We start from the raw sequence: 25,822 nt of genomic DNA on the forward strand, positions 1-25,822 counted from the left end.
GATACAGCTGGTCGTCTGCAAATCGATGAAGCTTTGATGCAAGAACTTCGTGATGTTAAAGCTCTTGCTAAACCAAATGAAATTCTTTTGGTTGTTGATAGCATGATTGGTCAAGAAGCTGCTAATGTCGCTGACGAATTCAACAAACAATTGGATATCACTGGGGTTGTCTTGACTAAGATTGATGGTGATACACGTGGTGGTGCGGCACTTTCTATCCGCGAAATCACTGGTAAACCAATCAAATTCACTGGTACTGGTGAAAAAATCACTGATATCGAAACCTTCCACCCAGACCGTATGTCAAGCCGTATCCTTGGCATGGGTGATTTGCTCACATTGATCGAAAAAGCAAGTCAAGAATACGATGAAAAACGTTCAATGGAACTCGCTGAAAAAATGCGTGAAAACACCTTTGACTTTAACGATTTCATCGAACAACTTGACCAAGTGCAAAATATGGGACCAATGGAAGATCTTCTTAAGATGGTTCCTGGTATGGCTAATAACCCTGCACTTAAAAACTTTAAAGTCGATGAAAAAGCTGTCGCTCGTAAACGTGCTATCGTGTCATCAATGACACCTGAAGAACGTGAAAATCCTGATTTGCTAACACCTAGCCGCCGTCGTCGTATTGCAGCTGGTTCAGGTAACAGCTTTGTTGATGTCAACAAATTCATCAAAGATTTCAACCAAGCAAAACAAATGATGCAAGGTGTCATGTCTGGTGACATGGAAAAAATGATGAAGAAAATGGGTATCAATCCAAATAACCTTCCTAAAAACATGCCAAATGGCATGGATATGTCATCACTTGAAGGCATGATGGGCGGAAATGGTATGCCAGACCTTTCAGCTCTTGGTGGAGATATGGATCTTAGCCAAATGATGGGAGGCGGCCTCAAAGGAAAAGTCGGTTCCTTTGCCATGAAGCAAGTCATGAAACGCCAAGCCAACAAAATGAAAAAAGCTAAGAAAAAACGCGGGAAGAAGTAAGAACTTCATACGCTAATCGACTATGCTAAATTTTTCTTAGCCCCCAAATTTACAAACGGTAGGTGGCCAGCTTACCTCTTTACGGTCGATCAATTCTGTCATTACCTAGCCATTATCGGAATCTATCTAGCTATCTCACCTCAGCAAACCCAGCTGATCCTCAATCCCAATTGGCTTATTCTAGCTTTATTTTTCTTAATCATCACAAAGCCTATCAATATCATTTTCAAGCTCTATTTTGAACGCTACCAAGTAGAGCTTGAAGATACCAGCAGCATCTCAGGTGCTGGCGCCATGGTGGGAAATTTAGAAAGGCTCATCATCGGAATCTTTCTCATTCTCGGGCAGTATGCGGCTATAGCTCTCGTTTTTACCGCAAAATCCATTGCCCGTTACGATATGATTTCCAAAAATCAAGGCTTTGCAGAATATTACCTCATCGGATCCTTATTTAGCATGATCAGTGTCTTGGTAACCTACGCTTTATTAATCTTTTAATATTCAAAATGAGGTCGGTCTTTAAAGGTATTCCAACCTCGTTTTTCATATTTATACAAGCTCCCAATAATAGTGGCTATTCTTTCTGAATCGGTTTATCTAAAAATCGAGAAAACGGAATCCTAAGCATAACAAATGGATGGTAAACATCCTTTTCTTTACTTTAAACGGCATCTAAATAATATAGACAATTCTAATATTATCTGATAGACTATTAGAGTAATATTCCTATTTAGAAAGAATTTATCCAAATGCTGAAAGCATTATTTCCTTACAATTATGTTGAAGATGTCTTTGTGATCGATTATCAGAAATTATACGATAAAGGCTTTAGGGCAATCATCTTCGATATTGATCAAACACTCGTTCAACATGGTGAAGAAGCAACACCAGAGGTAGAAGACCTATTCAAAACACTCCAGACTATTGGCTTTAAGACCTTCATCTTATCAAATAATAGTCCAGAGCGGATTGAAGCATTTTTGACCAATATCAATGATACTGGATTTATCGGACTGGCAGACAAGCCCAGACCTGACCAGTACCTAAGCGCTATTAAACAACTTAGCTTGCCTAAGGAATGCATTATCTTTATCGGTGATCAAATTTTTACGGATGTCTTAGGAGCTAATCGTGTTGGTATAGCAAGCATCCTAGTGAAATTTTTGCGACACCCTCACGAAATCAATATCGGAAAAAAGCGCAAGCTAGAATCGCTTTTTCTTAAAGTATATGTTAAGAGCAAGCGTTACTATAATCGCTTAGGTACTATCACCAAGGTAAGGGAGCATTAAAAATATGGTATTTTGGAATAAAGATTTATTGTTTAGTGAAATAAGCCCAACGACTTATAAAATTTCGGTATATAAGGAAATCTTCAAACGCCACCTCAAGAATGCTAGGGAAAAGAAAGTTTTTGCCACAACAAAATCTGATCAATTACTCCCCAATGTTGTCTCAGTTCACCAATCCAACCTTATCAAAAAAGGACCTGGTATTGACCCAGAACTACAATATAATAAAGCCCATAATATCGATATTGCTTCACGAACCATGGATAAAATTATTATGGAACCTGGAGAGGAGTTCTCTTTTTGGCATCTTGTCGGCAAGATCAATGAGAAAAAAGGCTATATGGATGGTCGTGTCATCATTGGCGATAGTGTAGAAGCTGAAACAGGTGGGGGACTTTGTAACTTAGCAAATACGCTCAATTTACTGATTTTACATAGCCCTCTTGAAATTACAGAACTAAATACACACTCAGATGCCTTAGCTGCAGACTTTGATCATCGTGTCCCATTTGCTAATGGGACATCAGTTGCTTATAATTATGTTGATTACCGATTCAAAAACTCAACTGACCAAACAATTCAGATCTGTATGTCTGTCCAAGGTGAGACACTAGAAGCAGAATTACGTAGCGAGAAACCGTTTGATAACCGTTACGAACTGTTAGAAGAAGATCATCATGTTATTCGCAAAAACGATAAATATTATCGTCGCTCACAAATTTATCGTCAAACTATCGATAAAAAATCTGAAGAAGTAACTGCTAAAGAATTAATTTGGGATAATAAATCACAAATTATGTTTGATCCAAAACTTATCCCTGCAGAAATGATTCGATCATAATTCAAAAGAAGACCTAATACCTAGAATTCAAGGTATTAGGTCTTCTTTTTGTCTTTTAAAACTTGGGGAACTCAAGGCATTTTACGGCAGTAACAAAACATAATCAGTTGGCCATATAGTCACAGACGATATCAATTTGCTCAGCAAAATCATCGCCAAATTTCTTCTCAAAGAAGGCACTCCCGATTGTAAAAGCCCAGGGTTTAATCTCTTTGATATGGTCCAATTTTTCAAAACTATCGACGCTACCAGCCAAACAAACTGGTGCATCAACTGATTCTACAACAGTCTTGTTTAGCAATTCTGCATCACCAGTATAGCGATAACCCAATAAATCAAATCCAAATACGCCCTTAGCCAAATACTGATTTGCTTCATCAATGAAACTATCGATTGAACCTTCCAAAACAGATGGACGTCCTGTAATATTACCTAAAAATGGCATATACTTCATCTTATTTTCCTGGCAAAATTTGTTTATTTTGTCGCTGAAAATAGTACCCATCAAAATATCACAGCAACATTCATGCGCTAATTTTGCACCCTCTAAGCCTTCCTCCTCACTGTAGGCGACAACCTCTAAAAACGTAGTTTTACCACAAGCTTTCATGTAGCTAAATAGCTTTTTCATTTCCTCTAAGGGAAGTGACTCCTCTTTAAACCCCCAATATTGAGCTTTTGAGTTTTTACATTGATCAAAAATCTCTGCAGCATTTAAGACCGTTAGGTCGTTATGTGTCAGCATAACAATTAATTCAGAATGTTCCACAATAAATACATACCCTTTCAAAATAAATCACAATCAATTATAATACTATGTAATATTTCTATCAATATAACTCTTGGAAATTTCCTGACAATTTTCAAATTAAAATAATGGGTAGAATTTATTTACAATCAGGAGAAACTTGGGTTAAGGATTAATAAATTTTCTACTAATCTCCAAAGTGGAATTACCCACTACAGAAATTATAGAGCCATTTTCGGTGGCTTTCTTTACGTCACAGAGTTTATTGAGGCAGTTGTGACATGGGCCTTTTTCTTTATTTTTAGGTTGTTTTTTAATATCGTGTGGGTAAACGCCAACATACTTTTAAAATAAGCTTGAAAATCGGCTATGTGAAGTGTAGCCAACGGCGATAGCCACCTCTTTGATTTCAAGTTGAGTTGTCATTAAGAGCTGCTCTGCTAGTGCCATACGACGTTGTTGGATATATTCGGTTATTGTCATATGGTATTTGGTTTTAAAGGCAGTTTTGAGCTATGAGTGATTTAGTGGCATCTTTAAAGAAAATGAAATTTCTTGATAGTTTAATCATACCTTTGTCAGTCATGTTTCGATTTTTTTATACGCTAAAAGAAGATTATCAGCAGATCAAAGAAGCTATGTATTTACAAGGTTTAGTGACCAATCATTTTTTCATCATCCTTTACGCATGATAGAATACCGGTTTGTTCCGCTCTTGATGTGTTTGTCCCGAACAGCAGATGACATGTCTATTTCAGCGATGACCAGAGGAATAGCTGTTGGTCAAGCAAGGTCTAGTATTTCAAGACCTCGTTTGAGTTTACTTGACTATTTTTGGATGCTGTTTATGTTGGTTATCCTAGTTTTGATGATTTGGAGTTAAATGATGCTAAAATTCAAACTTTTTCACTTACTTATGATAATTCCATTTTAGAAGATATCAATCTTAGTTTTAAACCAGGAGAAATTTCTGTTTTAACAGGGCAGTTCAGGTTGCGGGAAAAGTAGTCTTTTAAAGGTTATTAATGGAGTGATTCTTTATTTTCAAACAGCTAAGTTATCTGGTGATATGACTTATGATGGAAAAAGTTTGCTTGACCGTGATATTTTTACTTTATCAGGTGGTGAAAAAAAGCGTTTGCTTTTGTCCATGGCTAAAGTATCTGATAAACCAATCATTATCTTAGATGAACCTAAAAGTGGCTTGTGTCGAGGACAAATGATTAACATGATTGATATTTTACAGCAAATGGTACAAAACGAAAAAATAATAATTATAGTTACTCATGATTACGAGTTAATCAAGAATTGTAAAGGCAAAATCATCGAATTTGTCTAATAAAAAAGAACTCCGCATTTGAAAATGTGAAGTTTGTATATTTGTATCCGTTTACACTGGCTAAAAAACACAAAAAGGATAAAATAGAAGGTGTTTTTAGATAACAATATGACAGTTTTCCTAAAAAGTAATCAAAAAGTCTGTTTATTAGTAAATAATAATGAAAATTTATTGAAAATCACCTAAAAGTAGATAAAATAAGGATTTATGTAAAAAATGATGAATATCAAAATTCAGATTGAGATTTTCCTGTGTAATTGATTTATCACTTAAAAAAGATAAAAAAGAAAAATTTTTCGAAAAAAAGATTTTTTAAATAAGGGAGTTGAAGAACAAGTAGTCCTAAAAAATCTAATCAAAGTACTTGTCTCTAAAATTTCCCATTACATCTTTCCGAAAAACTGTAATTTTCTTGAAAGATAGGTAGACCTGTGATATACTTCTAGTTATCAGATATTTGGGAGTTTTTTAGCAAAAAATGAAACGTGAACACATTTTACAAAAAATCGACGAGCTGAAAACGCTCATGCCTTGGTACGTCTTGGATTATTATCAATCAAAATTAACCGTTCCTTACAGTTTTACGACCTTGTATGAATACCTCAAGGAATACAGACGCTTTTTTGAATGGCTTTTGGATTCTGGGATTTCAGATGCTGATAAAATGGCTGATATTGACTTATCAACCTTGGAACACCTCTCTAAAAAAGACATGGAATCCTTTATTTTGTACCTGCGTGAACGTCCGTCGCTCAATACTTATTCCAAAAAGCAAGGGGTTTCACAAACAACCATAAACCGTACGCTTTCTGCGCTTTCCAGCCTTTTCAAATACCTGACAGAAGAGGTCGAGGATGAAAATGGTGACCCCTACTTCTACCGCAACGTCATGAAAAAAGTCGCTACCAAAAAGAAAAAAGAAACCTTGGCAGCTCGGGCAGAAAACATCAAGGGCAAATTGTTTTTGGGCAATGAAACCATGGCTTTCATTGATTATATTGACAAAACTTATCAAAGTACGCTGTCGCATCGTGCCTTATCTTCTTTCCAAAAAAATAAAGAGCGCGATTTGGCCTTGATTGCCCTACTGCTTGCCTCCGGCGTTCGTTTGTCTGAGGCGGTCAATCTAGACGTCAAGGACTTAAACCTTAACATGATGATTATTGAAGTGACGCGAAAGGGTGGCAAACGTGATGCAGTCAATATCGCTGGTTTTGCTAAACCTTATTTGGAAGCTTACCTTGCCATTCGTACCCCACGTTATAAGGCTGAAAAGCAAGACCAAGCCCTCTTTCTCACCGAATACCGTGGGGTTCCAAATCGCATCGACGCATCCAGCGTGGAAAAATTGGTCGCCAAATACTCGCAAGCCTTCAAAGTCCGCGTCACACCGCATAAATTGCGACACACCTTGGCGACTCGCCTATACGACACCACAAAATCACAAGTCCTAGTTAGCCACCAACTCGGACACGCCAGCACTCAAGTCACCGACCTCTACACCCACATCGTCAACGACGAACAAAAAAATGCCTTGGATAAATTGTAAAAAAAGAAGTAGGATTAACCCCCTACTTTTTCTCTTACTCTTTTGGTAATGCAATAGTAACCTGAGTGCCTTTATCAACTTGGCTAGTGATGCTGATGGCTAGATTCAGACTATCTAAAATTTGTTTGGTCATGTAAAGCCCTAAACCAGTGGCTTTTTGATTCTCATGGCCATTAAAACCTGTGAAGCCTTCCTCAAATAAACGTGGCAAGTCCTCTTCTAGTATTCCAATACCATTATCTGATATGCTAATCCTACCATCTGTTATTTCAATTCTAATCTTGCCTTGTTCCTTAGAATACTTTATGGCATTGTCTAGGATTTGTGAAATGGCAAAGCTGAGCCATTTGCGGTCAGAAGCAAGCAGCCAATCACCTTCGACTTCGATAGATAATTGCTTCAGTAGGCAAGGAATGCGGTATTTTTTAACGTTTTCAATCGTGATATCGCGTACAGACAGGCGTTCAAATCGAAAATCATCCTTGTTCTGGCTGAATTTGAGGTAGGTTAGCAAGGTATCCAGATAGTTCTGCAAGCGAGTCAGTTATTGCTGAACTTCCTTGCCATCTAGCTGATTGGTTTGTGCCATCAAGGACAGGGCAGACAGTGGAACTTTCATTTGGTGCGACCACATCTTGACAAGGCTCTGCACATCTTCAGTCTTAGCCTGCTCTGCCAACAATTCTTGTGCACTTTGCTCGTACAAACGAATAATCACATCTTTATAGGCTAATTCTGACGGCAATTGTAAGGTATCTAATTCGTTTACATAAATAAATTGTTGTAACGTATTGATTTTATGTTTAAAACGTTGGTACTGCCATAAGGTGATAAAGCTGAGGATCGTCAGATTGAGCAGAAAACTGATCACAAAATAGACGATAGGCAAGTGGTAAAGAGCAAAAACAATTAGAAAGAGAGCACTCAGTAACGCATAGCTCCAGTACCAAACGGCATTTTCTTTAAAAAAAGTTCGAATCATTTTAAGAGATACCCCACTCCTCGGACTGTGTGAATGGCATTGAAACCTAGTGGTGTTATTTTTTTACGCAGGCGTGCCATGTTGACGCTGAGCGTGTTTTGATCGATAAAGCTGTCGTTTTCCCACAATTTTTCCAGCAATTCCTCCTTGGTCACCACTTGATTTTGGTGTTCAAATAAAATGGATAAAATTTTATTTTCTGTTGGCGAAAGGGAAATTTGTTCTGTGCCATTTGACAAAACCCCGTCACGCGAGAGGCTAAATGCCCCTAACTGGTAAGTGTCTGAGGTGAATTGGTAAGCTCGTCTTAAAAAGGCAGAAATTTTAGCATCTAAAATGGTCAATGAAAAGGGTTTTGACACAAAATCATCTCCACCCATATTGAGCGCCATGACCGTATCCATCTCATCATCGCTGGATGAAATGAAAATAATAGGCAAGGTCATCGTCTTGCGAATTTCTGTCGTCCAGTAAAAACCATTAAAATAAGGCAGGGTAATATCAATCAAAATCAAATCTGGCTGAATTTCCTCAACTTCTTGCTTAATGGCTCGAAAATTTTGCACACTAAAGACCTCATAAGTCTGGCTCAAGTGCTGTTTTAACAATTTAACGATGGTTTCGTCGTCCTCAATAATGTAAATCTTTCCTTGTTTCATAGTATTATTGTAACATAAGCTCTGATGAATCAAAATAAAAGATGGCCGCAAGGGCCACCTTATTTAACGATCAATGATTTTATAGTAAGTTTGGCTAGTGATTTTGTAAATCATGAAATAAACGAGGGTTAAGATGACAATGGTCGAACCACTCACGATGTAAATCGTGCTTGAGCTTGTCACACCGAAAATAAGCAACATTTGTTTTAACATAACCAAGGCCACCGCAAAATGTAGGGTTGCTAGTCCTAACGGCATGAAGAAAACCAGTAAAATTTGTGAATTGATGGCTTTTTTCACTTCTTGGCTGTTCATCCCAACTTCTTGCAAGATTTTATAAGATTTCTTGTCCTCAATACCTTCTGAACGTTGTTTGTAGTAAATAATCAAGGCTGCGCCCATTAGGAAACTGATACCCAGCAAGAAACCTGTGAACAAGAAGCCACCTGTGAAGGCATAAGCACTGTCGAGGTATTCCTGTTTGGTTTCTACCGTAGCTGAAATGCTATTTCCATTGGCATCTTCGTGAACGACTTCTGATTCACCGCCAAAGTGTGCCAAGGACTTGATTTCTTTTTGAGAAAGATCAGCATAGCTGATAAGTGATGTTTGATGGAAAACCTTATTTTTCGTGAAGATTGTTTCAATGTTATTAAGCACTTCTTGGTTGCTGACGACTAAGACAGCTGGGTTGTAGGTATTGGCTACTTCTGGGAAGTTAACCTCCTTGAGATTATGGACATTGTCAAAGGTTTGCCCAAATAAGTCCAGTTTTTCCAAATGGCTGTTGTCTTTTTGGGTAAAGAAAGCAGTTTGGTTTTCATTGAGGTGTGAGAGTTTGTTTCCCAAGGCTCTAAAGTCATCCTGTGTGACGATGTAAAGATAGCCAGCGCTGATAAGGTTAGGATTTTCGACATCCTCACGCGTCATGGCAATCTCTTTGGCATCTGAAACTGGGAAAAGCGTATAAACAGAACGGTAAGTGAGCCATTGGTCTGCAGGTTTGTGCAAGGGTTCCATGACCTCTTTTTCCATCAAGGTATCCATATCTGCTTGATTGTCAGCGTTAAGAGCTACCTTGGTGGTTTTTGGGAACATCATGTTCACTTGCGTTTGGGTATTCACATAAAGCGACGTTGTTGTAGCAATCGTAACAAATGCCATAACCGCTAGTAAAGTGATATTAGCCAGACCAACGGCATTTTGTTTCATACGGAAAATCATTTGTGCCGTTGTGACAAAGTGTTCAGGTTTGTAAAAATAAGCCTTATTTTGACGACGGCGTTTCAAATACCAAGTCATGAAACTGATATAAAAGAGATAGGTTCCTATGATAACCAGCACAACTGCCGCAAAGAAACGATACAATACAACCAAAGCAGCTACTTTAGTGGATGATAGGGACAAATAATAACCAATTCCCAAAGACAAAACACTCAAAATAGCCAGCAAGACATTACCGCGAGGTTCTTTTTCCCCTTGCTCTTGCTTTTTAAACAAGGCAAGCGGTGAGGTGCGACGAATGGTGTAAAGATTGACCCCTTCTAGCAGAACAAACATTCCGATAAAGAGAACAATTGCACTCACAAAGGCTTCAAGGGATAAGGTCAAGACCATCTGATGATAATGCAGGAGATTCACAAAAGCCAAATAGAACAATTGTGAAAAGATAGCAGACAAGACACTACCTAACACGATGACTCCCAGCAAAATCAAACCTAATTCAATGGTTGATAGCCAGCTGACCTGCCAACGATTCATCCCCAACATATTATACAGACCAAATTCCTTACTGCGTTGTTTGAGTAAAAATTGATAGCTGTAAATTTCCATCACGGCTGAAAAAATCGCCAAAACAATCAAAGCGAGACTGAGAATAGAGGCCCCATGACGCATTCCCCCACCAACAGGGCTAAACAAAATCAGCAAAGTTGAGCAGTTTAGGACAAATAAAATTGTACTGCTGAGCAGGAATGGTCCAAAAACATTAATGGACTTTTTAATATTAGACCAAGCGAGTTTTGCATAAAACATATTACTGACCTCCAAGTAAAGCGCTCATGGTAAGCGAAATATCTTTTGCAAATTCTTGATTGGTCTTGTGACCACGGTAAATTTGGTGGAAAATACGCCCATCTTTGATAAAGAGGAGTCTTTTCGCATGACTAGCCGCATTGGCAGAGTGAGTTACCATCAGCAAAGTCTGACCGTCTGCGTTAATCTCTTCAAACAGTTTTAAAATATCTTCTGAATTTTTGTAGTCAAGAGCGGCAGTCGGCTCATCTGCTAAAAGCAATTGTGACTTAGTGATAAGACTTCTAGCAATGGCAACACGTTGTTTTTGACCACCAGATAATTCAAACGAGCGTTTGTCTAGCAAGCTTTCAATGTGTAGTTTCTTTGCCAAAGGCTGCAAGCGTTGCTCCATCTCTTGATAAGGCAAGCGACCAAGTACCAAAGGTAAGAAAATGTTATCCTTGACCGAAAGGGTATCCAACAAGTTAAAATCTTGAAAGACAAAGCCAAGATTCTTCAAACGAAAAGCAGCCAACTGACTTTCCTTGATTTTGATAATGTCCTCTCCGTTTAACATGACAGAACCCTTAGTTGGTTTTTCCAAAGTCGCCAAAATGTTCAACAAGGTGGTTTTTCCTGAACCTGATTCTCCCATAATGGCGATAAATTCGTTTTTATCAACCTTAAAATCAACATCTTGTAAGGCACGCGTTTCCTCTTTTGAAAAGCGAGTGCGGAAAACTTTCTCTAAGTGATTAATCTCTAATAACATCTCTTTCTCCTTTATTTGGTATTTTAATACTATTTGCGTTTTATTTTTCTTCTGCCACTCCAATACCACACACCTAAGCTGATGACGCTTGCGGTGATCAGGTATAGAATGGTTATTAAACTATTGGTATCCATTAGGCTTATTTCTCCTAACATTCTTATTTGACTAAGCGGAAGGTCTGATATACTAGTAGGTTGCAGAACCTAGTATTGCCATACTCAACCAAATAAACAGCTGACTTCCTAATTGTAGGTGTCTTTTGATTGCTTGATTCATCTCATTGCTCCTCTCTTATTGACAAGTCTATTGTATCGAAAAAGGAGCCTTTCCTTCCTTACAGTTTCTCCTTTAAATCTTACAAAAATGTAAGAATAAAGTCATCAAAAACGCCCGAGACTAAATCTCAGACGTTTGTCGTTTTAGTTCAGTTCTTGTACCAACTGTTTCAAATAAGCATGACTAGCCACTTGCTCTTTAGGATTGGTGACATTTGCCAGATTAATCTCGTAAATGCTGGTAGCACGGCTATTAAGAAGTGGCAGAAGCTTTGCCCAATCTATCTTTCCTTGTCCCAGCGGCAGACTATCGTGGCGTTTTCCAAAAGAATCCACCAAATGGTAGTGAACGATGTTCTTTTTCAGGGTACTTAAAGACCTTTGTAGGGCCACATTATCCCGATTTAAGAAAATGAAGGCATGAGAAATATCGTAAGCCAACGGGTAGCCTTTTTGCAGCAAGACTTGGTCAAAATCAGGATGGCCAAAGGAAAAGAGATTTGAAATCCCATTTTCAAACATGATGCGATTTCCACCCAGTTGCCAAAGAGCATCTATTCGAGAAAAGAGGTAATCTTGAGCGTCTTTGAGGGTTTCAAAGGGATCTAGCAAGTCCTTTTCTCGCAAATCATAAGAGCCATGCACCAGTACTTTACAGTCAAATGCGTTAGCAAGTTCCAGCAAAGTCTTGGTGGTTTCATCAATAAACGAAACAAGTTCTGGCTTGTGGGCTGGATGAGCTACCAACTCCAAAAACTGCCCTTGGTATTTCATGGGTTGATGTAAAATAATATGCTTCACCCCACTCATTTTGACAGTTTCAATGGCATCGCGCAACATTTTCAAACCTTGAGGAGTAAAATCGTGTTCTGACGTGTAAAACTCAAAGATTTCAGGTTGGTATGTTAGGCGACTCGCCACTTGAATAGGGTCACAACTGGCTTTCAAACCTAATCGAACAGGAAACATTGGCAACCTCCCTGAGATACTTTTAGACATCAAGATAAGCTTGCAAATCCGTCAAAGCACGCTCTGCAATTTTTTCGTAACGTTCTTTCTTATCGCGAATACGAGGACCGTCCAACTCTTTAATGATACCAAAGTTGACATTCATCGGTTGGAAATGCTTGCTTTCCGCATGAGTGATGTAATGTGGTAGCGCGCCAATAGCCGTGGTTTGTGGGAAAATCACAGGTTCTTCACCTTTGAAACGGCGAACAGCATTGATACCAGCTACCAAACCTGACGCTGCTGATTCAACGTAACCTTCTACCCCTGTCATTTGACCAGCAAAGAAGAGGTCTGGATTTTTACGTGTGGCAAAAGTTTCCGTCAAAAGATTTGGCGAATCCATGTAAGAATTGCGGTGCATCACACCATAACGAACAAAATCAGCGTTTTCAAGACCAGGAATCATACGAAAAACTCGCTTTTGTTCGCCCCATTTCAAATGCGTTTGGAAACCGACAATATTGTACAGGCTACCAGCAGCGTTATCTTGACGCAACTGCACAACTGCATAAGGCGTTTTAAATTCCCCATCTCGAGGTCCTTTGTAATCTTCTGGGTATTCTAAGCCAACTGGTTTCATCGGGCCATAAAGCATGGTTTTAATGCCGCGTTTCGCCATCACTTCAATTGGCATACACCCTTCAAAGTATTTTTCCTTTTCAAAACTGTTGAGTGGTGCTTCTTCTGCATTAACCAAAGCATCGTGAAAAGCCATGAACTCCTCTTTGGTCATAGGGCAGTTCAGATAAGCAGCCTCTCCTTTGTCGTAACGTGATTTGAGATAAACCTTATCCATATCAATCGAACCCTTATCGACAATCGGCGCCGCTGCATCGTAGAAATAAAAGCCATCCCCACCATTTAACGCATGAATACGTTCAGCAAGAGCGTCAGACGTCAACGGACCGCTGGCAATCACAGTAATCGCATCATCAGGAATTTCCGTGATTTCCTCACGAATAACCTCAATAAGCGGATGATTGCTGACCTCGTCAGTCACCATTTGCGAAAAGCCGTCACGGTCAACTGCCAAAGCACCACCTGCAGGTACACGCGTGCTTTCTGCGGCTTTCATGATAACAGAATCCAAACGACGCATTTCTTCCTTGAGTAGTCCTACCGCATTGGTCAAGCTATCACCGCGCAGCGAATTAGAACAAACCAACTCCGCAAATTGGTCGGTTTTATGTTGTGGGGTCGCTTTTTTCCCACGCATTTCATAGAGTTTGACAGGAATGCCACGCTTAGCAATTTGATAGGCAGCTTCAGATCCCGCCAAACCAGCTCCAATGACATTGATATAAGATGATTGAGACAATAGACTAATACCTCCAAAAATGACAGTTCTCACCGCCATTTTCCAAATGCGGGGAATGCCCCACACCTGAATCTTTCTAATTATGATATGTTTTATCATATCATAAATTACATAAAACACCAAAATAAACTATTATTTACGTAATTATAATTATGTAAATAATATAACACTAAAAAAGCTCGCAAACTCATTGCGAAGCTTTTTGGTTATTTGATGACTTCTTCTGCGTAATCGCATTCTTCATTGCTGCAGACCACTTGCTTGCCTCCCCCACGGATTTTCTTCTCAACCAGATAATCACCTGATTTTGGACACGTTCGTCCGACAGGTTTGTCCCAAGAGGTGAATTCGCAGTCGGGGTAGCGGTCACAACCATAGAAAATACGGTTACGTTTGGTTTTGCGTTCAATCACTTGACCTTCGCCACAAAGCGGACAAGTCACGCCGATTTCCTTGGTAATAGCTTTGGTATTATGACATTCTGGGAAGTTGCTACAAGCGTAGAATTTGCCGTAGCGACCGAGTTTGATAACCATAGGATGCCCGCAGAGTTCGCAGTCAAAACCAGCAGGTTCATCCTTGATTTGAATTTTTTCAATCTCGGTTTCAGCTTTTGCCAATTCTTTTTCAAACGGTTTGTAGAAGGCATCGATGACGGTCTGCCACTGCTGTTTACCTTCTTCGACCTCGTCAAGCTTACTTTCCATATCAGCCGTGAATTTGACATCCACGATATCAGGGAAGAATTCCACAATCAAGCCATTAACAATCTCACCCAATTCGGTTGGTTCAAAGCGTTTAGCAGCCAGACGGACATAATAACGTCTTTGGATGACATCAAGTGTTGGAGCGTAGGTTGACGGACGTCCCACACCGTTTTCTTCCAAGGTTTTAATCAAGGTTGCTTCCGAATAACGAGCTGGTGGTTGGGTAAAGTGTTGTTCTGGGTTGGTTGATACCTTTTTAACACTATCGCCCTCAGCCATGTCTGGCAACATTTTGTTTTTGTCAGAGTCGTTATACACGGCTAAATAACCGTCGAATTTCACTTGACTACCGTTGGCGGTGAAGCGCACACCATTTTGCTCCAAATGCACCTTCATGGTATCAAAGATTGCTGCTGTCATTTGACTGGCCACAAAACGATTCCAAATCAAGGTATACAGTTTTAGCTGGTCCTTATCCAAATGCTGTGCAATCGATTCAGGGGTTAAGGTCACATTTGACGGACGAATAGCTTCGTGGGCATCTTGAGCACCTGAAGCATTTTTCACACGATTGCCATGTTTCGAATAAGTCGCTCCAAAACGTTCTGTGATTAAGTTTGCGGCTTCGTTTTGAGCCACAGGGCTAATACGCGTTGAGTCCGTACGCATATAAGTAATCAAACCTTGTGTGCCGCTCTTACCAAGGCTAATTCCTTCGTACAATTGCTGTGCGACCATCATGGTCTTGCGAGTTCGGAAATTGATTTTGTTGGCAGCGTCTTGTTGAAGAGATGACGTGGTGTAAGGAAGTGGCGCATTGCGGCGACGTTCTTTCTTTTCAACTTTGGCTACTTCAAAGGTGTCACTCGTGATTAAAGCGAGCACTTTTTGCACATCTTCGTTGGTTTCGAGTTTTAGTTTTTTGCCATCAACACCGTAAAAAGAGGCTTGGAATTTCTTGTTTCCTTTTTGGAAGAAACCATCAATAGTCCAGTATTCTTCAGGTTTGAAAGCCTTGATTTCATTTTCACGGTCAATGATGAGTTTCAAAGCGACCGATTGCACGCGCCCCGCTGACAAGCCTTTTTTGACTTTCTTCCAAAGCAATGGCGAAATCGAGTACCCCACAATGCGGTCCAAAACGCGGCGAGCTTGTTGGGCATCAACCAGATTCATATCAATTTGTCGCGGTTCAACGAAGGCATTTTTGACCGCATCTTTGGTGATTTCGTTGAAAACCACACGGTTTTTGTCCGTTTCATCCAAATTTAAAATATGGGCCAAATGCCAAGAAATCGCTTCTCCTTCACGGTCTGGGTCACTTGCGAGATAGACTTTTTTAGCTTTTTTCGCTTCTTTTTTCAAGTCATTAATCAAAGGACCCTTCCCGCGAATATTGATGTATAGCGGTTCGTAATTATTGTCAAAATCAATGGACATGCTTGATTTTTTCAAATCACGGATATGACCAACTGAAGCGACAACCTTGTAGTTACGCCCCAAATATTTTTCAATGGTTTTGGCTTTTGCAGGAGATTCCACAATAACCAAATTCTTTTGTGGTTTTTTGCGTTTCGTTTTTGTTTTTGTTTTTTTGACAGTTTTAGATGCTTTTGAAACAGTCGTTGCCATAAAGCTCACTTCCTATTAGTAATAAACTTATATCATGATAACCCGCTTTTTTTAAACTGTCAATATAAAAGTTACGCATTTTGGAAACATTTTCAAAAAATCAGGGCAAAAAATGTAAGAAAAAGGCTTGTCTTAATCACGATACTCCGACAAAATATCTTGCCCTGAAGTCACGCATTTAGCGCCTTCATTGATGAGTTTGTGGCAACCGTCTGATTGACCATCCAAGATATTTCCTGGTATGGCAAAGACATCCCGACCTTCTTCTAATGCCCTCTCACAAGTGATAAGACTTCCCGACCTCGCTTTGGCTTCAGCCACAAGCACACCTTGGGACAAACCTGCGATAATGCGATTTCGCTCAGGAAAATGGTACTTCAAAGGCTTCTCTCCTGGGGCATACTCACTTAAAACCAAATGATTTTTGCCTAAATAATCCTGTAATTGTTGATTTTCTTTAGGGTAATACACATCCAGCCCGCAACCGATAACAGCAATGGTCGCTCCGCCATTTTTCAAAACAGATACATGAGCACTGGTATCAATCCCACGCGCCAAACCGCTAACAATCACGAAACGATTGCCCAATTCTTTGATAATCTTTTGAACCGACTTGGTTCCCACAGCAGACGCATTTCTAGCGCCAACAACCGCTAATTTACGACGTTGAAGCAAGTCTAAATTGCCTTGATAAAAGAGCAAGACAGGAGGATTTTAACAATTTTTCAGCTCCAAGGGGTATTCCTTGTCTAAAATCGAAAGACTTGGGTAAGTGTTAAACTCCTGCCGCAAGGTTTTGCTATCTAGCGACTTGTAATTCTCAATAAACAAGACAGGATTGCGGCACTTTGAGACAACAGCCATATCCCTTAAGGACAGGGATTTCTTCTGCTTTTCGTGATACTCCAAAATCGCTAAGATATTCAGATTGGTTAAGCCTGCTTTTTTTAATTTAAACAATTCAAAATGATTCATGTGTCACCTCACTATCTTATTAGTTCGATAAAGAGGGCAAAAAATACCACCTTGCCTTAAAAAACAAGATGGTTAGTCATTTTAAGAGAGCATGGATTTGATAGGCTCAAAGCTTTTGCGATGAATAGGGGTGACACCGTATTGTTTTAGGCCTGCTAGGTGGTCTTTAGTACTATAGCCAACGTTTTTATCAAAGGCGTAACCTGGGTATTCTTTTGCGTATTCAGCCATCATACGATCACGCGTAACCTTTGCCACAATCGAAGCTGCTGCAATAGAAAGGGAATTGGCATCGCCCTTGATCAGGGATAGTTGGGGAATAGGTGTGTCTAACTGCATCGCATCAATAAGCAAGTAATCAGGCTTTGTTACCTCGCCTTTCATCTGCTCAATTGCTTGCAACATACCAAGTTTTGTCGCCTCGTAAATATTGACGCGGTCAATGGTGTCATTGTCCACGATGCCGATCCCCACTCCCAAAGCACGCGCAAGGACCTCTTCGTAAATCTCCTCGTGGTGTTTTTTGGGAATTTTTTTGGAATCGTTGAGGTGTCTGATTTTACAATCTTTAGGCAAAATCACGCAAGCAGTGACAACAGGTCCTGCTAAAGGGCCTCTGCCAACTTCATCAATGCCTGCGATAGCTTGATAACCTTTCTGGTACAACTCCTTTTCGTAGCGCAGCATTGTTTCAAGACGAACGTCCTCGTCAATCTCTGCCTGAATAGCTTTTTTGCGCTGTACAATCGCTTTTTGCACACCGATGCGAATATCTGATGCGTACAAGTCCCAGCGGTCATCGTCTAGACAGTCAATCTGAGCCAGCGCTTCCTTGATGTCCTTAATAGTCGCCATCTGTCACTTCTCCTACGACATCTAAGGTGTAACGCCCCAATTTGCCTTCGCGGACATCCTTCACAAACAGATTGTAAAAACGGTCATAATCATCACGAAATCCTAATTTTTGCGTCATGGCCATGATGATTTCAGGCGCTTCTTCTTCCAAATCAATGCCCTTGAAACGCTCAATCAAACGCTCAGAGTAATGTTCCTTAAAGTAATTCAAGCCAAAAATAGTCACTTCATCCATGGGCAAGAGCTGGTCTTTGATAGCACCCGTCAGAGCTAATTTTAAGCCAACAACTTCGTCTTCAAATTTTGGCCATAAAATACCTGGTGTATCAAGAATTTCCAAGTCTTTATTTGATTTGAGCCACTGTTGCCCTTTTGTAACCCCAGGTTTATTGCCTACAACGGCAATTTTTTTACCTGCCAAACGGTTCATGAGGGTTGATTTTCCTGCGTTTGGAATACCGATAATCATGGTGCGGAGCGTTTCTTTTTGAATACCGCGCTCACGCAATTTAGCCAATTTATCAGCCATCAAAGATTTGGCAGCATCGGTGACCAATTTGACAGTTGCTTGCTCCTTAGAATTCACGGCCAAGGTCTTAATGCCCTGACTTTCAAAATACTGACGCCATTCTTTGGTGCGGTTACTGTCAGCCAAATCGGCCTTATTTAAAATCATGAGTTTGGGTTTATCTCCGACAATTTTCGTCAACATAGGATTTTGACTTGAGAGAGGGAGGCGGGCATCTACTAAAATCGTGACAAAATCAACGTGTTTTAGATTTTCCTGAACTTGTCGGCGTGCCTTGGACATATGCCCAGGAAACCATTGAATCGTAGCCATGAGTTTATAAATCCTTTCGTAGCAAGGTTTTTCGTTTGAAAAACCTGCCTGTTTTTTATTAGGCACCAAACAGGCACCAAGATTTTGTATTCACCAAGTTAACCTATAACCAACAATCTTTTGTTTTCCTTCTCTTAAATAAGAAATATCAAATGACTTGTAATATTTTGATAAATCTTTCTTTAGCTTAGGAATTATATTTGCAGTTATATGCCTAGGTGTATAAGTTGATTTTAGACCAAGTTTGTCTCTAAAATCATCTAAAGAAAATTCAATTATTTTTGAATCAAGATTATATTTATCTACAACTTCGTATCGAGTAACTCCTTTTGAATTTGTTTTTGTTCTATAGTACATTTTCGTTTCCTTAAACTTGAAAAGAAAAATCAATCATAGAAATATAACCATTTTATATTATATCATGATTCTCTTTATTTTACCGCCCTCTGCTTCCATCTTAAAAACTCTTCAAAACCTTCCAAATTAATAAAGACTAAGTCTGTTTCAATGGGAAGTCCTTTCTCAGATAATTTCTGACAAAAATCTCTCCCTGCTTCATCATTATCAACAGCCAAGGTTAATAAGCCTGGGTGCGTCTGAAAGAAGGTAGTCGTCTCTTGTATCGCTTGAAGGTAATGCGTTAATCGACTTGGTTTGACAGTATCTAAAAACTCAAGTTTGCCTTGTTCCTCAGCTGCTAATCGTAAGGACTGATACGCAATCACAGAGAGTTTTATACCTTCCATAGAAACCAAACGCACATCTGATAACTGCTTCTGATGGAGTTGATAATAGCTCATCATATCAATCACCGATTCACAAAAGATAAGGCGTTTCGGTTTTCCTATGTCAAAACTCATTCCCACATATCCATGAGAGTCTTTCATGATTTTCTTTAGGTAACCTCGATTATGTCTCTGATCATTTTTGACAAGCCCTTGAAGACTTGCCCCCTCTAGTTGGCCAAGATGATTGTAACTCTTAAAGACAAGAACTGATTCCTGAAAGGTCTTTGTCTGGTAATGAGCCTGTGCTAATAGACCTTGTCTGCCAAAAGCATTGATAGTATCATCACTTAGACCACGAATGTCATTCAGGTATATCCGTGCTTGGTCAAATGGTTCTTCTCTTAGATAATAACGAAAGGGTTGGTAAGTCTCTTCGACGATCTTAGTTTGTTCAAAGTCTCCAGTTTCAAGGTAAGACAGGGCTTTTTTAAAAGACACTCCCGTCATTAACTGAACAAAATCAATCACATCTCCCTGTACGTCACGTGAAAACCATTTAAAGGTATTGGTGTCCGCAAAAATCCGAAAGGAATCGTGTTCTGGATGTTCATAGACTTGCCCTGATAGTCGTTTAAAAGAATAACCTAGACTTTCTGCTACGTCTAAAATCGCCTTTTGTTTCATTCTTTCAATTCTTGTCATCTCATCTCCTTATCAAAAAAAAGCAGAAGATGAACTCCTGCTAGTTGGTCTCACTTGTAGTAGTGCCTTGAATCTTTGGAATGCTTGAGTCAGATCCATCAGAAGACTCTTTCAAGTCCTCTAGCTTCCCATTCCAAATGGTTACCTGATTGACAAGGAGTTTATCTGACATTTTGGCATAAGATAGTTTAAGAGTTCTTGTTTCTATCTGTGTGCTTTTCTGAGCCTTATCACTGACATCTGACACGTAAACAACCTGATAAGACACTTCCGCAAAAGCTTCATTTTCTTCTGTATTGACATAGATATTGGCAGACTCAAAGCGATAATCCAACATATAGTCTTTATAGACTTGGTTGATGGAATCTTCTTGACGAGCTACTTCTTCCTTAAGGGCAGAATCTGTCATATAGGGTTTAATACGGTTGTTATTCTCGCCCAGCATTTCCTTAGTATAGTATTGGGTGAGAAATTCCTTGACTAACTCATCAGAGAGGACACTTGCCTCCTCTTTTTCTTTCTCTTTGGTCAGTAATTTTTGAGCCTCAGATTGGATTTGTTTCTGCGTGTGATTGGTGACAGACTGAGAACCAATGGTGTAACCCATCATCACCATAAAGCTAGTCACAGCTATACCTCCTAAACCAATCAATAGCCGAGCCTTCATTTTATTTAACATCACTAGTGCTATCTCCTTTTTCCATAAGATAGCACCATGATAACAAGATGGACTTGGAAAAGTTATCACAATAAAGAAAAGGACTACCTAGCTTAGGTAATCCCATTACGTCATTCCATCCGACTTCTAACAACTTTTCTAAGAACCTGTATTCACAAAATTATAGAGCCCTTAAAAGACGACTAATGTGAGATATCTTGATAAAAGCAACCTCTGACAATACAGATTTTTCCACATCCTTAGCTAATCTTCGAGAGTGGTTCAACCAAGAAAAGGTTCGTTCAACAACCCAACGTTTGGGGATAATTTGCCAGCTGCCCTTTATTTTTTCAGAAATATCTACTGGGCAACCAAACTCCTCAATTATCATCTCCTCAAAACTTTTCCGATAGCCAGCATCGGCTGAAAAAGCCTTGATGGTTGGGAATTGTACCATCACTTTGCGAGCCACTAAAATGCCTGATTTTGTATCGTGCAAATTAGCTGCATGAACCACCACATCAAGAAGATTGACCATGGTATCAACAACGATGTGCGCTTCCTCCCTTTGACTTTTTTACCACCATCAATCCCACGTTCCTCTGCAGCATCTACTGTTTTCACGCTTTGAGAATCAATGATAGCATAGGTCGGAGTGGCTGCTCTACTAGCATTTAGTCGCTTTTTTTAACCAGTTCTATCAAAATGGTGTCCTACAGGCCGCTCTCCTTGGCTCGACGAAAGAAACTCCAGACAGTTGGGTAAGGAGGAAAATCATGAGGGAGCATGCGCCATTGGCACCCTGTCTTAGTGATATACAAGGTTGCGTTTACGAGTTCTCGCTTAGACCATTTATAGGTGCGGTGTTTGGAGAAATAAGGTTCAAGTTTAGCCCATTCTTGGTCGGTTAAATCAGTATCATATGCTTTTCTTGTCATATCTTTAGTTTAACTTTTTTTGTGAATACAGGTTCTAAAGATGCAAATGGTAAAACTATATATACGGTAGCTGATCAAAAACAACCAGCAAGACTAGAATTCAAAACGAAGTTGCAGACAGATAATACCTACTATCTCCAAGCTCCGTATAGTCTAAGAAAATCTAAGGGCGTAATCGGAATTCAGCTCAATGATAGGTGGTATCGCTATACGCAATCTTATGACGAGACCCAGCTCTGGAACATTGCTAGTCGTCAAAAAGATGAGGACCTCAAACTCTCGTTTGATTTCTACGTTAACGAAGCCCATCAAGAAGCGGCTGATAAGAGTTTAGCAAAACTCGAGTATGTTCGCGCGGCTGATGATGATATCGCAAAAGTTCTTGAAGCAAGACGAAAACAAGGGTTGAATGTAACTAGCTGGGGTAATACTTTTATCAAAGCAAAGACTAATATTACTGATGACAGTACCGTCATGATTACTTCGATTCCATATAATCCTGGTTGGAAAGTTAAGGTTGATGGCAAAGAGGTAAGCACTAAAGAAGTGTGGGGAAGTTTACTTTCATTCCCGATAACCAAAGGAAAACATAAAGTAGAAATGACCTTTACTCCAGATGGTTTCTGGCTAGGTACTTTCATCTCACTAGGAACTGGTATTGCTGTCGTTCTTATCACCCTAAAGTTTAAAAAACAAGGTGATACAAACGCAACCAACTAATCGCACATGAGACTGGAAAAGAATCCAGTCTCATTTTTACTCCAACTAAGTATAGATAACCAGTCATAGAATGGTTCAAATTACTTACACTTTGAATCACAGTAATATCTTATGAGAACGGCTGAGTATTAGCGTTTTGATGCCAACTATGACTCCAAACCAATAACTAATCTAGCCAGCCGATTGTATAAAGCAATAAAAAATACAAACCAGACAGTTGTCTGATTTGTGTCAGAGTTTAATCCAACATTGGTTCTTGACTGCGCTCGACGATTTCGCCTGTCTCGGCATCAATGGTGTAGTCATAGTCCATATTGGTTGCTGGATCGTTGAAGTCAACTTCATAGTAAGTGATACCATTGTCCATATCCATTTGAACAAATAATTGTGCCACGTTTTTTTCTTCTAATCCTGCATCTGCTAGAGCTTTATTTTTAGCTTCATCTTGTGAAATGCCTCCTGAAGGAGAGGCAGCAGGTGCAGTAGTTGTTTGATTTTGTCCAGAATTTTCTTGGGCTTGTGTAGTGGTTGCTGCCGCTTGTGTGGTCACTTCGAAAAGGTCATTGTCACGCTCTAAGATACTTCCTGTTTCAGCATCAATCACGTAATCAAAATCTCCGTCCTTAGTGTAAAATTCAATGTCATAAGTCGCTTGCCAGTCATCAGTATCCTTTTCCACACGAACAAAGGTCGCATCTGCCATACGGACTCCAGCATTTTTGATAGCTATGGATTTGGCTTCGTCTTCTGAAAGTTTATAGCGACTTTGTTGGAAGGCGAAAACTCCTCCACAAATCAATAAAGCACCAGCAAGTCCTCCAATACCAAGACGGATAAGCCATTTTTTTGAAATTGTCATAAGAATTACCTCTTTTAGTTTTTTATTTTTCTTTATGCTACAAGCATATAAAAACCAAGATAAAAAATCTTGGTTTTTTTGGTGTGATTCTGTGGCAAATTTGTGGCAATTAGTGAGGCAAAGTTAGCGTAAAGCTAGTTTTCTCAACGTCAGAGTTTACTGCAATTGTCCCGCCATGCCTTGTTATCACATCTTTAGCAAGTGATAGGCCAATTCCAAACTGACCGACCAATAATGCTTAACGCTTAGTAAATACTCTTGTTATCTACACATATAGTATAACCTAACTACTTCCTAATGTCAATTAAAACATCATATAAAGATTTATCTAAAGATGTATTCTTCCAAAAAATTTATTTCGTTGTATAAGCAAAGCTAATTGTACTATCGACTCCTGATAATTTACGGAATGTATAGTTAGGATTACCATTAACATTGGTCTCTGAGATGAGGAAAGAACCATCTGGGTAAACTTTCTCGACAAAGGCGACATGACCGTATTCTGTTGGCGATCCATGACCTCCTCCCGCAAAGGAAATAATCGCTCCCGCTTTCGGTAGCTTACCTGTATCTCCACCAAGACGTGCTGCTGTTGCCACCCAATCTTGACCATTCCCCATGGTACTGATAATTGGGATTTTCTCACCGTTTCGGCCTTTGAGTTTCAAGCCCAATTGGTTGATACGAGCGGCAACTCCCCACGTACATTGCCCATAGGCATAGCCCATACCGTCACCTCCACCTGGAACGGAGTTGTCATAAAGGTCACCTCGAACCGCTTCCAGCGCTTTTGGATCACTCTGGGCGGTTCCACCATTTGGTTGGCTAAAGCCTTTCTCAATTTGGTAATACCACTCCATTGCTCTCATTTGACGTTCTAGGAGTTTGTCACCACTATTTCCCTCCCAATAAATGAGAAAGAGTTGGGCAAGACTGGCTGGGCTACCTGAATTTTTGAAAAAGTCTTTTAACCAGTTGGTATAGTAAGGATTGTCCCCATTGAGCATGAAATCCAGTTGTAAGCCTAAGTCATACCACTTCTGCTTTTTTCGTTTGGCATACTCTAATAATAAGGTATGTCTGCGTGATCCATCTGCTGTATCTGTCCACTGCCCTAAGCCTAAGCCACGTCTTAGAATATTGGGGTACCTGCCATTATAGATAGCTGGACCATTTAGAGACAACCATCCCTCGTCGTCCCAAGAACTATCCGTTGCCCCAACAGGAGGCGATAAGTAATCACCTTCAGCTCGTTTGGGATTGATAGAGGATTCTACTGACCAGTTTCCTAAAATAGCCGCAATGGCTTGATTGGTCGCTCCTTGGCTTTTCAAATACTCATAGATAGCTTTGGCTCTCGCAAATTCATCGCCTCCGAATTGTCCAATGGTAGGTAGAATGGTCGTTTGGAGTTGAATGACTTTAGGAAAGTAAAAGGCCGGATTGACGTAAACCAGTTTCTCTGAATCATCGTCAACCTTTTGATAAGTCACTTTTAGACCAGTACCATCCTTGGTTTGACCAATCACTTCTCCTGCTTGAACTTTTTGGCCATCGCTCACTCGACCACTATGACTATTAAATAGGGTCAGCTGAGCTTTATTCAGTCCCTTACCTGACGTGAGGATAATGTTCTCACCATCTAGGGAAACCTTACCATCCATGGGAGCCACAATCACTTGATTTTCTTTAGCTTCTAGAATGATATGATGATGAAGCGTTGGCTTGTCATCAATCACCTCATAGCCATAGCGGACTGTCATGGTAAGCGCATCGTCTTCAGTCTGATCTTGAAATGGATTATCCAATTCTTGGAGGACAAGGTAGGTGCCTTCCTCACTTAATTTCTTTAAGTCTTCTCTATCGTCATCAGAAAGCTTATAGGCAGGTTCTTTACTTAACTCAAGCATGGATTTTAAAGAATCCCCACCGTTTAAGTCCTGCCAAAGTTGACTCAAATAGGCTTGATAGGTTTTATCCTCTTCTTCCATAATTTCTTCTAAAGCATAATCTTGATACTTGAGATTCATAAAGCCCATGACGTCATCAATCTTAGTGTAGTAGGTAATGCCAGTGGTGTTGGTCCGGGTGTTTTCCGCATCTTCCCACGTCATGTGCGTATAGGCTTTTGTCAGTTCACTCTCATCCTGTTGAATGAGAGTGGTTCCTGAAATTCCTATAACAAAACTCATCATCAAAAGCAAGAAAAACAAAAGGCCTGACACGACCCAAGTCATAGGATTAAGGGCAATCGATGAAAAGAAGGTCAGGCTATTTTTAATCGCTTGAATAACCTTTGTTATTCCTGACACACTCTGTTTTCTAGCTTGTTTGAGAAAGGTCTGGTAACGTCTTCTTGATTTTAAGGGCTTCTGTCGGGTGAACCTTTGAATAGGTTACACTAAACTA

General features: G+C 39.8%; 23 protein-coding genes and 7 pseudogenes. 10 read left to right on the top strand and 20 right to left on the bottom strand.

All coding sequences use genetic code 11. The features are described from left to right. The 5 genes and pseudogenes from B3473_RS02565 to B3473_RS02580 all read left to right on the top strand — a co-directional run. Positions 1 to 996: pseudogene (locus B3473_RS02565) on the top strand (signal recognition particle protein); the annotation flags it as partial. Positions 997 to 1,011: 15 nt separating this feature from the next. Continuing rightward, positions 1,012 to 1,149: pseudogene (locus B3473_RS07345) on the top strand (hypothetical protein); the annotation flags it as partial. A 123-nt stretch (positions 1,150 to 1,272) separates the two neighbouring features. Beyond that, positions 1,273 to 1,494: pseudogene (locus tag B3473_RS07350) on the top strand (DUF3307 domain-containing protein); the annotation flags it as partial. A gap of 251 nt (positions 1,495 to 1,745) precedes the next feature. Next, positions 1,746 to 2,288: a YqeG family HAD IIIA-type phosphatase gene (locus tag B3473_RS02575; RefSeq protein WP_020916716.1), complete on the top strand. Its 543-nt coding sequence runs from the start codon at positions 1,746 to 1,748 to the stop codon at positions 2,286 to 2,288. 4 nt (positions 2,289 to 2,292) lie between these two features. Beyond that, entirely contained in the window at positions 2,293 to 3,129 is an 837-nt protein-coding gene (locus tag B3473_RS02580) for a VanW family protein (RefSeq protein ID WP_020916717.1), read from the top strand. Positions 3,130 to 3,232: 103 nt separating this feature from the next. Here B3473_RS02580 and B3473_RS02585 read toward each other — a convergent pair whose 3' ends face one another. Both B3473_RS02585 and B3473_RS02590 read right to left on the bottom strand, forming a co-directional pair. Further along, positions 3,233 to 3,898 carry a hypothetical protein gene (locus B3473_RS02585; protein WP_167829251.1) on the bottom strand — a complete coding sequence of 222 codons (666 nt, stop codon included), beginning with the start codon at positions 3,896 to 3,898 and terminating at the stop codon, positions 3,233 to 3,235. Positions 3,899 to 4,222: 324 nt separating this feature from the next. Further along, entirely contained in the window at positions 4,223 to 4,360 is a 138-nt protein-coding gene (locus tag B3473_RS02590) for a helix-turn-helix domain-containing protein (protein WP_154454324.1), read from the bottom strand. 62 nt (positions 4,361 to 4,422) lie between these two features. On the opposite strand from B3473_RS02590, the gene B3473_RS02595 reads away from it, so the two are divergent. From B3473_RS02595 to xerS, 4 genes are all read left to right on the top strand, one after another. Then, the gene (locus B3473_RS02595; protein ID WP_235281037.1) at positions 4,423 to 4,569 is read left to right on the top strand and encodes an energy-coupling factor transporter transmembrane protein EcfT; all 147 of its coding nucleotides are present in this window, start codon (positions 4,423 to 4,425) and stop codon (positions 4,567 to 4,569) included. A gap of 142 nt (positions 4,570 to 4,711) precedes the next feature. Beyond that, positions 4,712 to 4,885 (top strand): hypothetical protein, encoded by a 174-nt coding sequence (locus B3473_RS02600; RefSeq protein ID WP_004231642.1) that lies wholly within the window; start codon positions 4,712 to 4,714, stop codon positions 4,883 to 4,885. A 22-nt stretch (positions 4,886 to 4,907) separates the two neighbouring features. Continuing rightward, positions 4,908 to 5,216: an ATP-binding cassette domain-containing protein gene (locus B3473_RS02605; RefSeq protein ID WP_293651154.1), complete on the top strand. Its 309-nt coding sequence runs from the start codon at positions 4,908 to 4,910 to the stop codon at positions 5,214 to 5,216. A 478-nt stretch (positions 5,217 to 5,694) separates the two neighbouring features. Then, positions 5,695 to 6,765 carry a tyrosine recombinase XerS gene (gene xerS / locus B3473_RS02610; RefSeq protein ID WP_154454325.1) on the top strand — a complete coding sequence of 357 codons (1,071 nt, stop codon included), beginning with the start codon at positions 5,695 to 5,697 and terminating at the stop codon, positions 6,763 to 6,765. A gap of 34 nt (positions 6,766 to 6,799) precedes the next feature. Here xerS and B3473_RS02615 read toward each other — a convergent pair. The 15 genes and pseudogenes from B3473_RS02615 to B3473_RS02685 all read right to left on the bottom strand — a co-directional run bounded on the left by B3473_RS02615 (position 6,800) and on the right by B3473_RS02685 (position 21,834). Further along, positions 6,800 to 7,747, bottom strand: a pseudogene (locus B3473_RS02615) (sensor histidine kinase). After that, a complete protein-coding gene (locus B3473_RS02620; RefSeq protein ID WP_154454326.1) occupies positions 7,744 to 8,406 on the bottom strand; it encodes a response regulator transcription factor in 663 nt (220 codons plus the stop codon). The pseudogene B3473_RS02615 and the gene B3473_RS02620 overlap by 4 nt, the downstream one beginning before the upstream one ends. 63 nt (positions 8,407 to 8,469) lie before the next feature. Further along, positions 8,470 to 10,440 carry an FtsX-like permease family protein gene (locus B3473_RS02625; protein ID WP_293651155.1) on the bottom strand — a complete coding sequence of 657 codons (1,971 nt, stop codon included), beginning with the start codon at positions 10,438 to 10,440 and terminating at the stop codon, positions 8,470 to 8,472. 1 nt (position 10,441) lies between these two features. Next, on the bottom strand, positions 10,442 to 11,194 hold the full coding sequence (locus B3473_RS02630) for an ABC transporter ATP-binding protein (RefSeq protein WP_269725839.1): 753 nt from the start codon (positions 11,192 to 11,194) through the stop codon (positions 10,442 to 10,444). Positions 11,195 to 11,613: 419 nt separating this feature from the next. Next, on the bottom strand, positions 11,614 to 12,438 hold the full coding sequence (locus B3473_RS02635; protein WP_235281101.1) for a sugar phosphate isomerase/epimerase family protein: 825 nt from the start codon (positions 12,436 to 12,438) through the stop codon (positions 11,614 to 11,616). 22 nt (positions 12,439 to 12,460) lie between these two features. After that, positions 12,461 to 13,798 (bottom strand): methylenetetrahydrofolate--tRNA-(uracil(54)-C(5))-methyltransferase (FADH(2)-oxidizing) TrmFO, encoded by a 1,338-nt coding sequence (gene trmFO / locus B3473_RS02640; RefSeq protein WP_240892610.1) that lies wholly within the window; start codon positions 13,796 to 13,798, stop codon positions 12,461 to 12,463. A 206-nt stretch (positions 13,799 to 14,004) separates the two neighbouring features. Continuing rightward, positions 14,005 to 16,137, bottom strand: a complete 2,133-nt coding sequence (gene topA, locus B3473_RS02645) for a type I DNA topoisomerase (RefSeq protein ID WP_154454330.1) — start codon at positions 16,135 to 16,137, stop codon at positions 14,005 to 14,007. Positions 16,138 to 16,269: 132 nt separating this feature from the next. Further along, positions 16,270 to 17,112 (bottom strand): annotated as a pseudogene (gene dprA / locus B3473_RS02650) (DNA-processing protein DprA). Between the two features lie 81 nt (positions 17,113 to 17,193). Then, positions 17,194 to 17,967 (bottom strand): ribonuclease HII, encoded by a 774-nt coding sequence (locus tag B3473_RS02655; protein WP_154454332.1) that lies wholly within the window; start codon positions 17,965 to 17,967, stop codon positions 17,194 to 17,196. Then, positions 17,954 to 18,808, bottom strand: coding sequence for a ribosome biogenesis GTPase YlqF (ylqF, locus tag B3473_RS02660; RefSeq protein WP_154454333.1), 855 nt, complete (start codon positions 18,806 to 18,808; stop codon positions 17,954 to 17,956). Before ylqF ends, B3473_RS02655 begins: the two co-directional genes overlap by 14 nt. A 90-nt stretch (positions 18,809 to 18,898) precedes the next feature. Then, a pseudogene (locus B3473_RS02665) lies at positions 18,899 to 19,102 on the bottom strand (integrase); the annotation flags it as partial. Between the two features lie 137 nt (positions 19,103 to 19,239). Further along, complete coding sequence (locus tag B3473_RS02670) at positions 19,240 to 20,238, bottom strand: DNA primase (protein ID WP_373875648.1); 999 nt, start codon at positions 20,236 to 20,238, stop codon at positions 19,240 to 19,242. 40 nt (positions 20,239 to 20,278) lie between these two features. After that, positions 20,279 to 20,917: a peptidylprolyl isomerase gene (locus B3473_RS02675; RefSeq protein ID WP_154454354.1), complete on the bottom strand. Its 639-nt coding sequence runs from the start codon at positions 20,915 to 20,917 to the stop codon at positions 20,279 to 20,281. A gap of 160 nt (positions 20,918 to 21,077) precedes the next feature. After that, a complete protein-coding gene (locus tag B3473_RS02680; protein ID WP_373875649.1) occupies positions 21,078 to 21,449 on the bottom strand; it encodes a transposase in 372 nt (123 codons plus the stop codon). A gap of 160 nt (positions 21,450 to 21,609) precedes the next feature. Next, positions 21,610 to 21,834 (bottom strand): transposase, encoded by a 225-nt coding sequence (locus B3473_RS02685; RefSeq protein WP_154454335.1) that lies wholly within the window; start codon positions 21,832 to 21,834, stop codon positions 21,610 to 21,612. A gap of 21 nt (positions 21,835 to 21,855) precedes the next feature. Here B3473_RS02685 and B3473_RS02690 point away from each other — a divergent pair, with 21 nt between their 5' ends. Beyond that, on the top strand, positions 21,856 to 22,554 hold the full coding sequence (locus B3473_RS02690; protein ID WP_269725836.1) for a YfhO family protein: 699 nt from the start codon (positions 21,856 to 21,858) through the stop codon (positions 22,552 to 22,554). Between the two features lie 238 nt (positions 22,555 to 22,792). On the opposite strand, the gene B3473_RS02695 is transcribed toward B3473_RS02690, so the two are convergent. The 3 genes and pseudogenes from B3473_RS02695 to B3473_RS02700 all read right to left on the bottom strand — a co-directional run. Beyond that, on the bottom strand, positions 22,793 to 23,413 hold the full coding sequence (locus tag B3473_RS02695; protein WP_154454337.1) for a PepSY domain-containing protein: 621 nt from the start codon (positions 23,411 to 23,413) through the stop codon (positions 22,793 to 22,795). A gap of 109 nt (positions 23,414 to 23,522) precedes the next feature. Then, a complete protein-coding gene (locus tag B3473_RS07355; RefSeq protein ID WP_154454338.1) occupies positions 23,523 to 23,645 on the bottom strand; it encodes an ATP-binding protein in 123 nt (40 codons plus the stop codon). A 121-nt stretch (positions 23,646 to 23,766) separates the two neighbouring features. Continuing rightward, positions 23,767 to 25,797: pseudogene (locus tag B3473_RS02700) on the bottom strand (phage tail tip lysozyme); the annotation flags it as partial. Between the last annotated feature and the right edge of the window lie 25 nt (positions 25,798 to 25,822).

It is taken from the genome of Streptococcus sp. UBA632 (assembly GCF_002300045.1).
Lineage (GTDB): Bacteria > Bacillota > Bacilli > Lactobacillales > Streptococcaceae > Streptococcus > Streptococcus alactolyticus.

Bases quoted from the DNA above. Each gene is read 5' to 3' on its own strand.
- B3473_RS02635 (WP_235281101.1), bottom strand. From the start codon at position 12,438: ATGTTTCCTGTTCGATTAGGTTTGAAAGCCAGTTGTGACCCTATTCAA.
- ylqF (WP_154454333.1), bottom strand. From the start codon at position 18,808: ATGGCTACGATTCAATGGTTTCCTGGGCATATGTCCAAGGCACGCCGA.
- B3473_RS02695 (WP_154454337.1), bottom strand. From the start codon at position 23,413: ATGACAATTTCAAAAAAATGGCTTATCCGTCTTGGTATTGGAGGACTT.
- B3473_RS02625 (WP_293651155.1), bottom strand. From the start codon at position 10,440: ATGTTTTATGCAAAACTCGCTTGGTCTAATATTAAAAAGTCCATTAAT.
- B3473_RS02590 (WP_154454324.1), bottom strand. From the start codon at position 4,360: ATGACAATAACCGAATATATCCAACAACGTCGTATGGCACTAGCAGAG.
- B3473_RS02685 (WP_154454335.1), bottom strand. From the start codon at position 21,834: ATGACAAGAAAAGCATATGATACTGATTTAACCGACCAAGAATGGGCT.
- topA (WP_154454330.1), bottom strand. From the start codon at position 16,137: ATGGCAACGACTGTTTCAAAAGCATCTAAAACTGTCAAAAAAACAAAA.
- B3473_RS02575 (WP_020916716.1), top strand. From the start codon at position 1,746: ATGCTGAAAGCATTATTTCCTTACAATTATGTTGAAGATGTCTTTGTG.
- xerS (WP_154454325.1), top strand. From the start codon at position 5,695: ATGAAACGTGAACACATTTTACAAAAAATCGACGAGCTGAAAACGCTC.
- B3473_RS02675 (WP_154454354.1), bottom strand. From the start codon at position 20,917: ATGTTAAATAAAATGAAGGCTCGGCTATTGATTGGTTTAGGAGGTATA.
- B3473_RS02655 (WP_154454332.1), bottom strand. From the start codon at position 17,967: ATGGCGACTATTAAGGACATCAAGGAAGCGCTGGCTCAGATTGACTGT.
- B3473_RS02595 (WP_235281037.1), top strand. From the start codon at position 4,423: ATGAAATTTCTTGATAGTTTAATCATACCTTTGTCAGTCATGTTTCGA.
- B3473_RS02620 (WP_154454326.1), bottom strand. From the start codon at position 8,406: ATGAAACAAGGAAAGATTTACATTATTGAGGACGACGAAACCATCGTT.
- B3473_RS02630 (WP_269725839.1), bottom strand. From the start codon at position 11,194: ATGTTATTAGAGATTAATCACTTAGAGAAAGTTTTCCGCACTCGCTTT.
- B3473_RS02580 (WP_020916717.1), top strand. From the start codon at position 2,293: ATGGTATTTTGGAATAAAGATTTATTGTTTAGTGAAATAAGCCCAACG.
- B3473_RS02670 (WP_373875648.1), bottom strand. From the start codon at position 20,238: ATGACAAGAATTGAAAGAATGAAACAAAAGGCGATTTTAGACGTAGCA.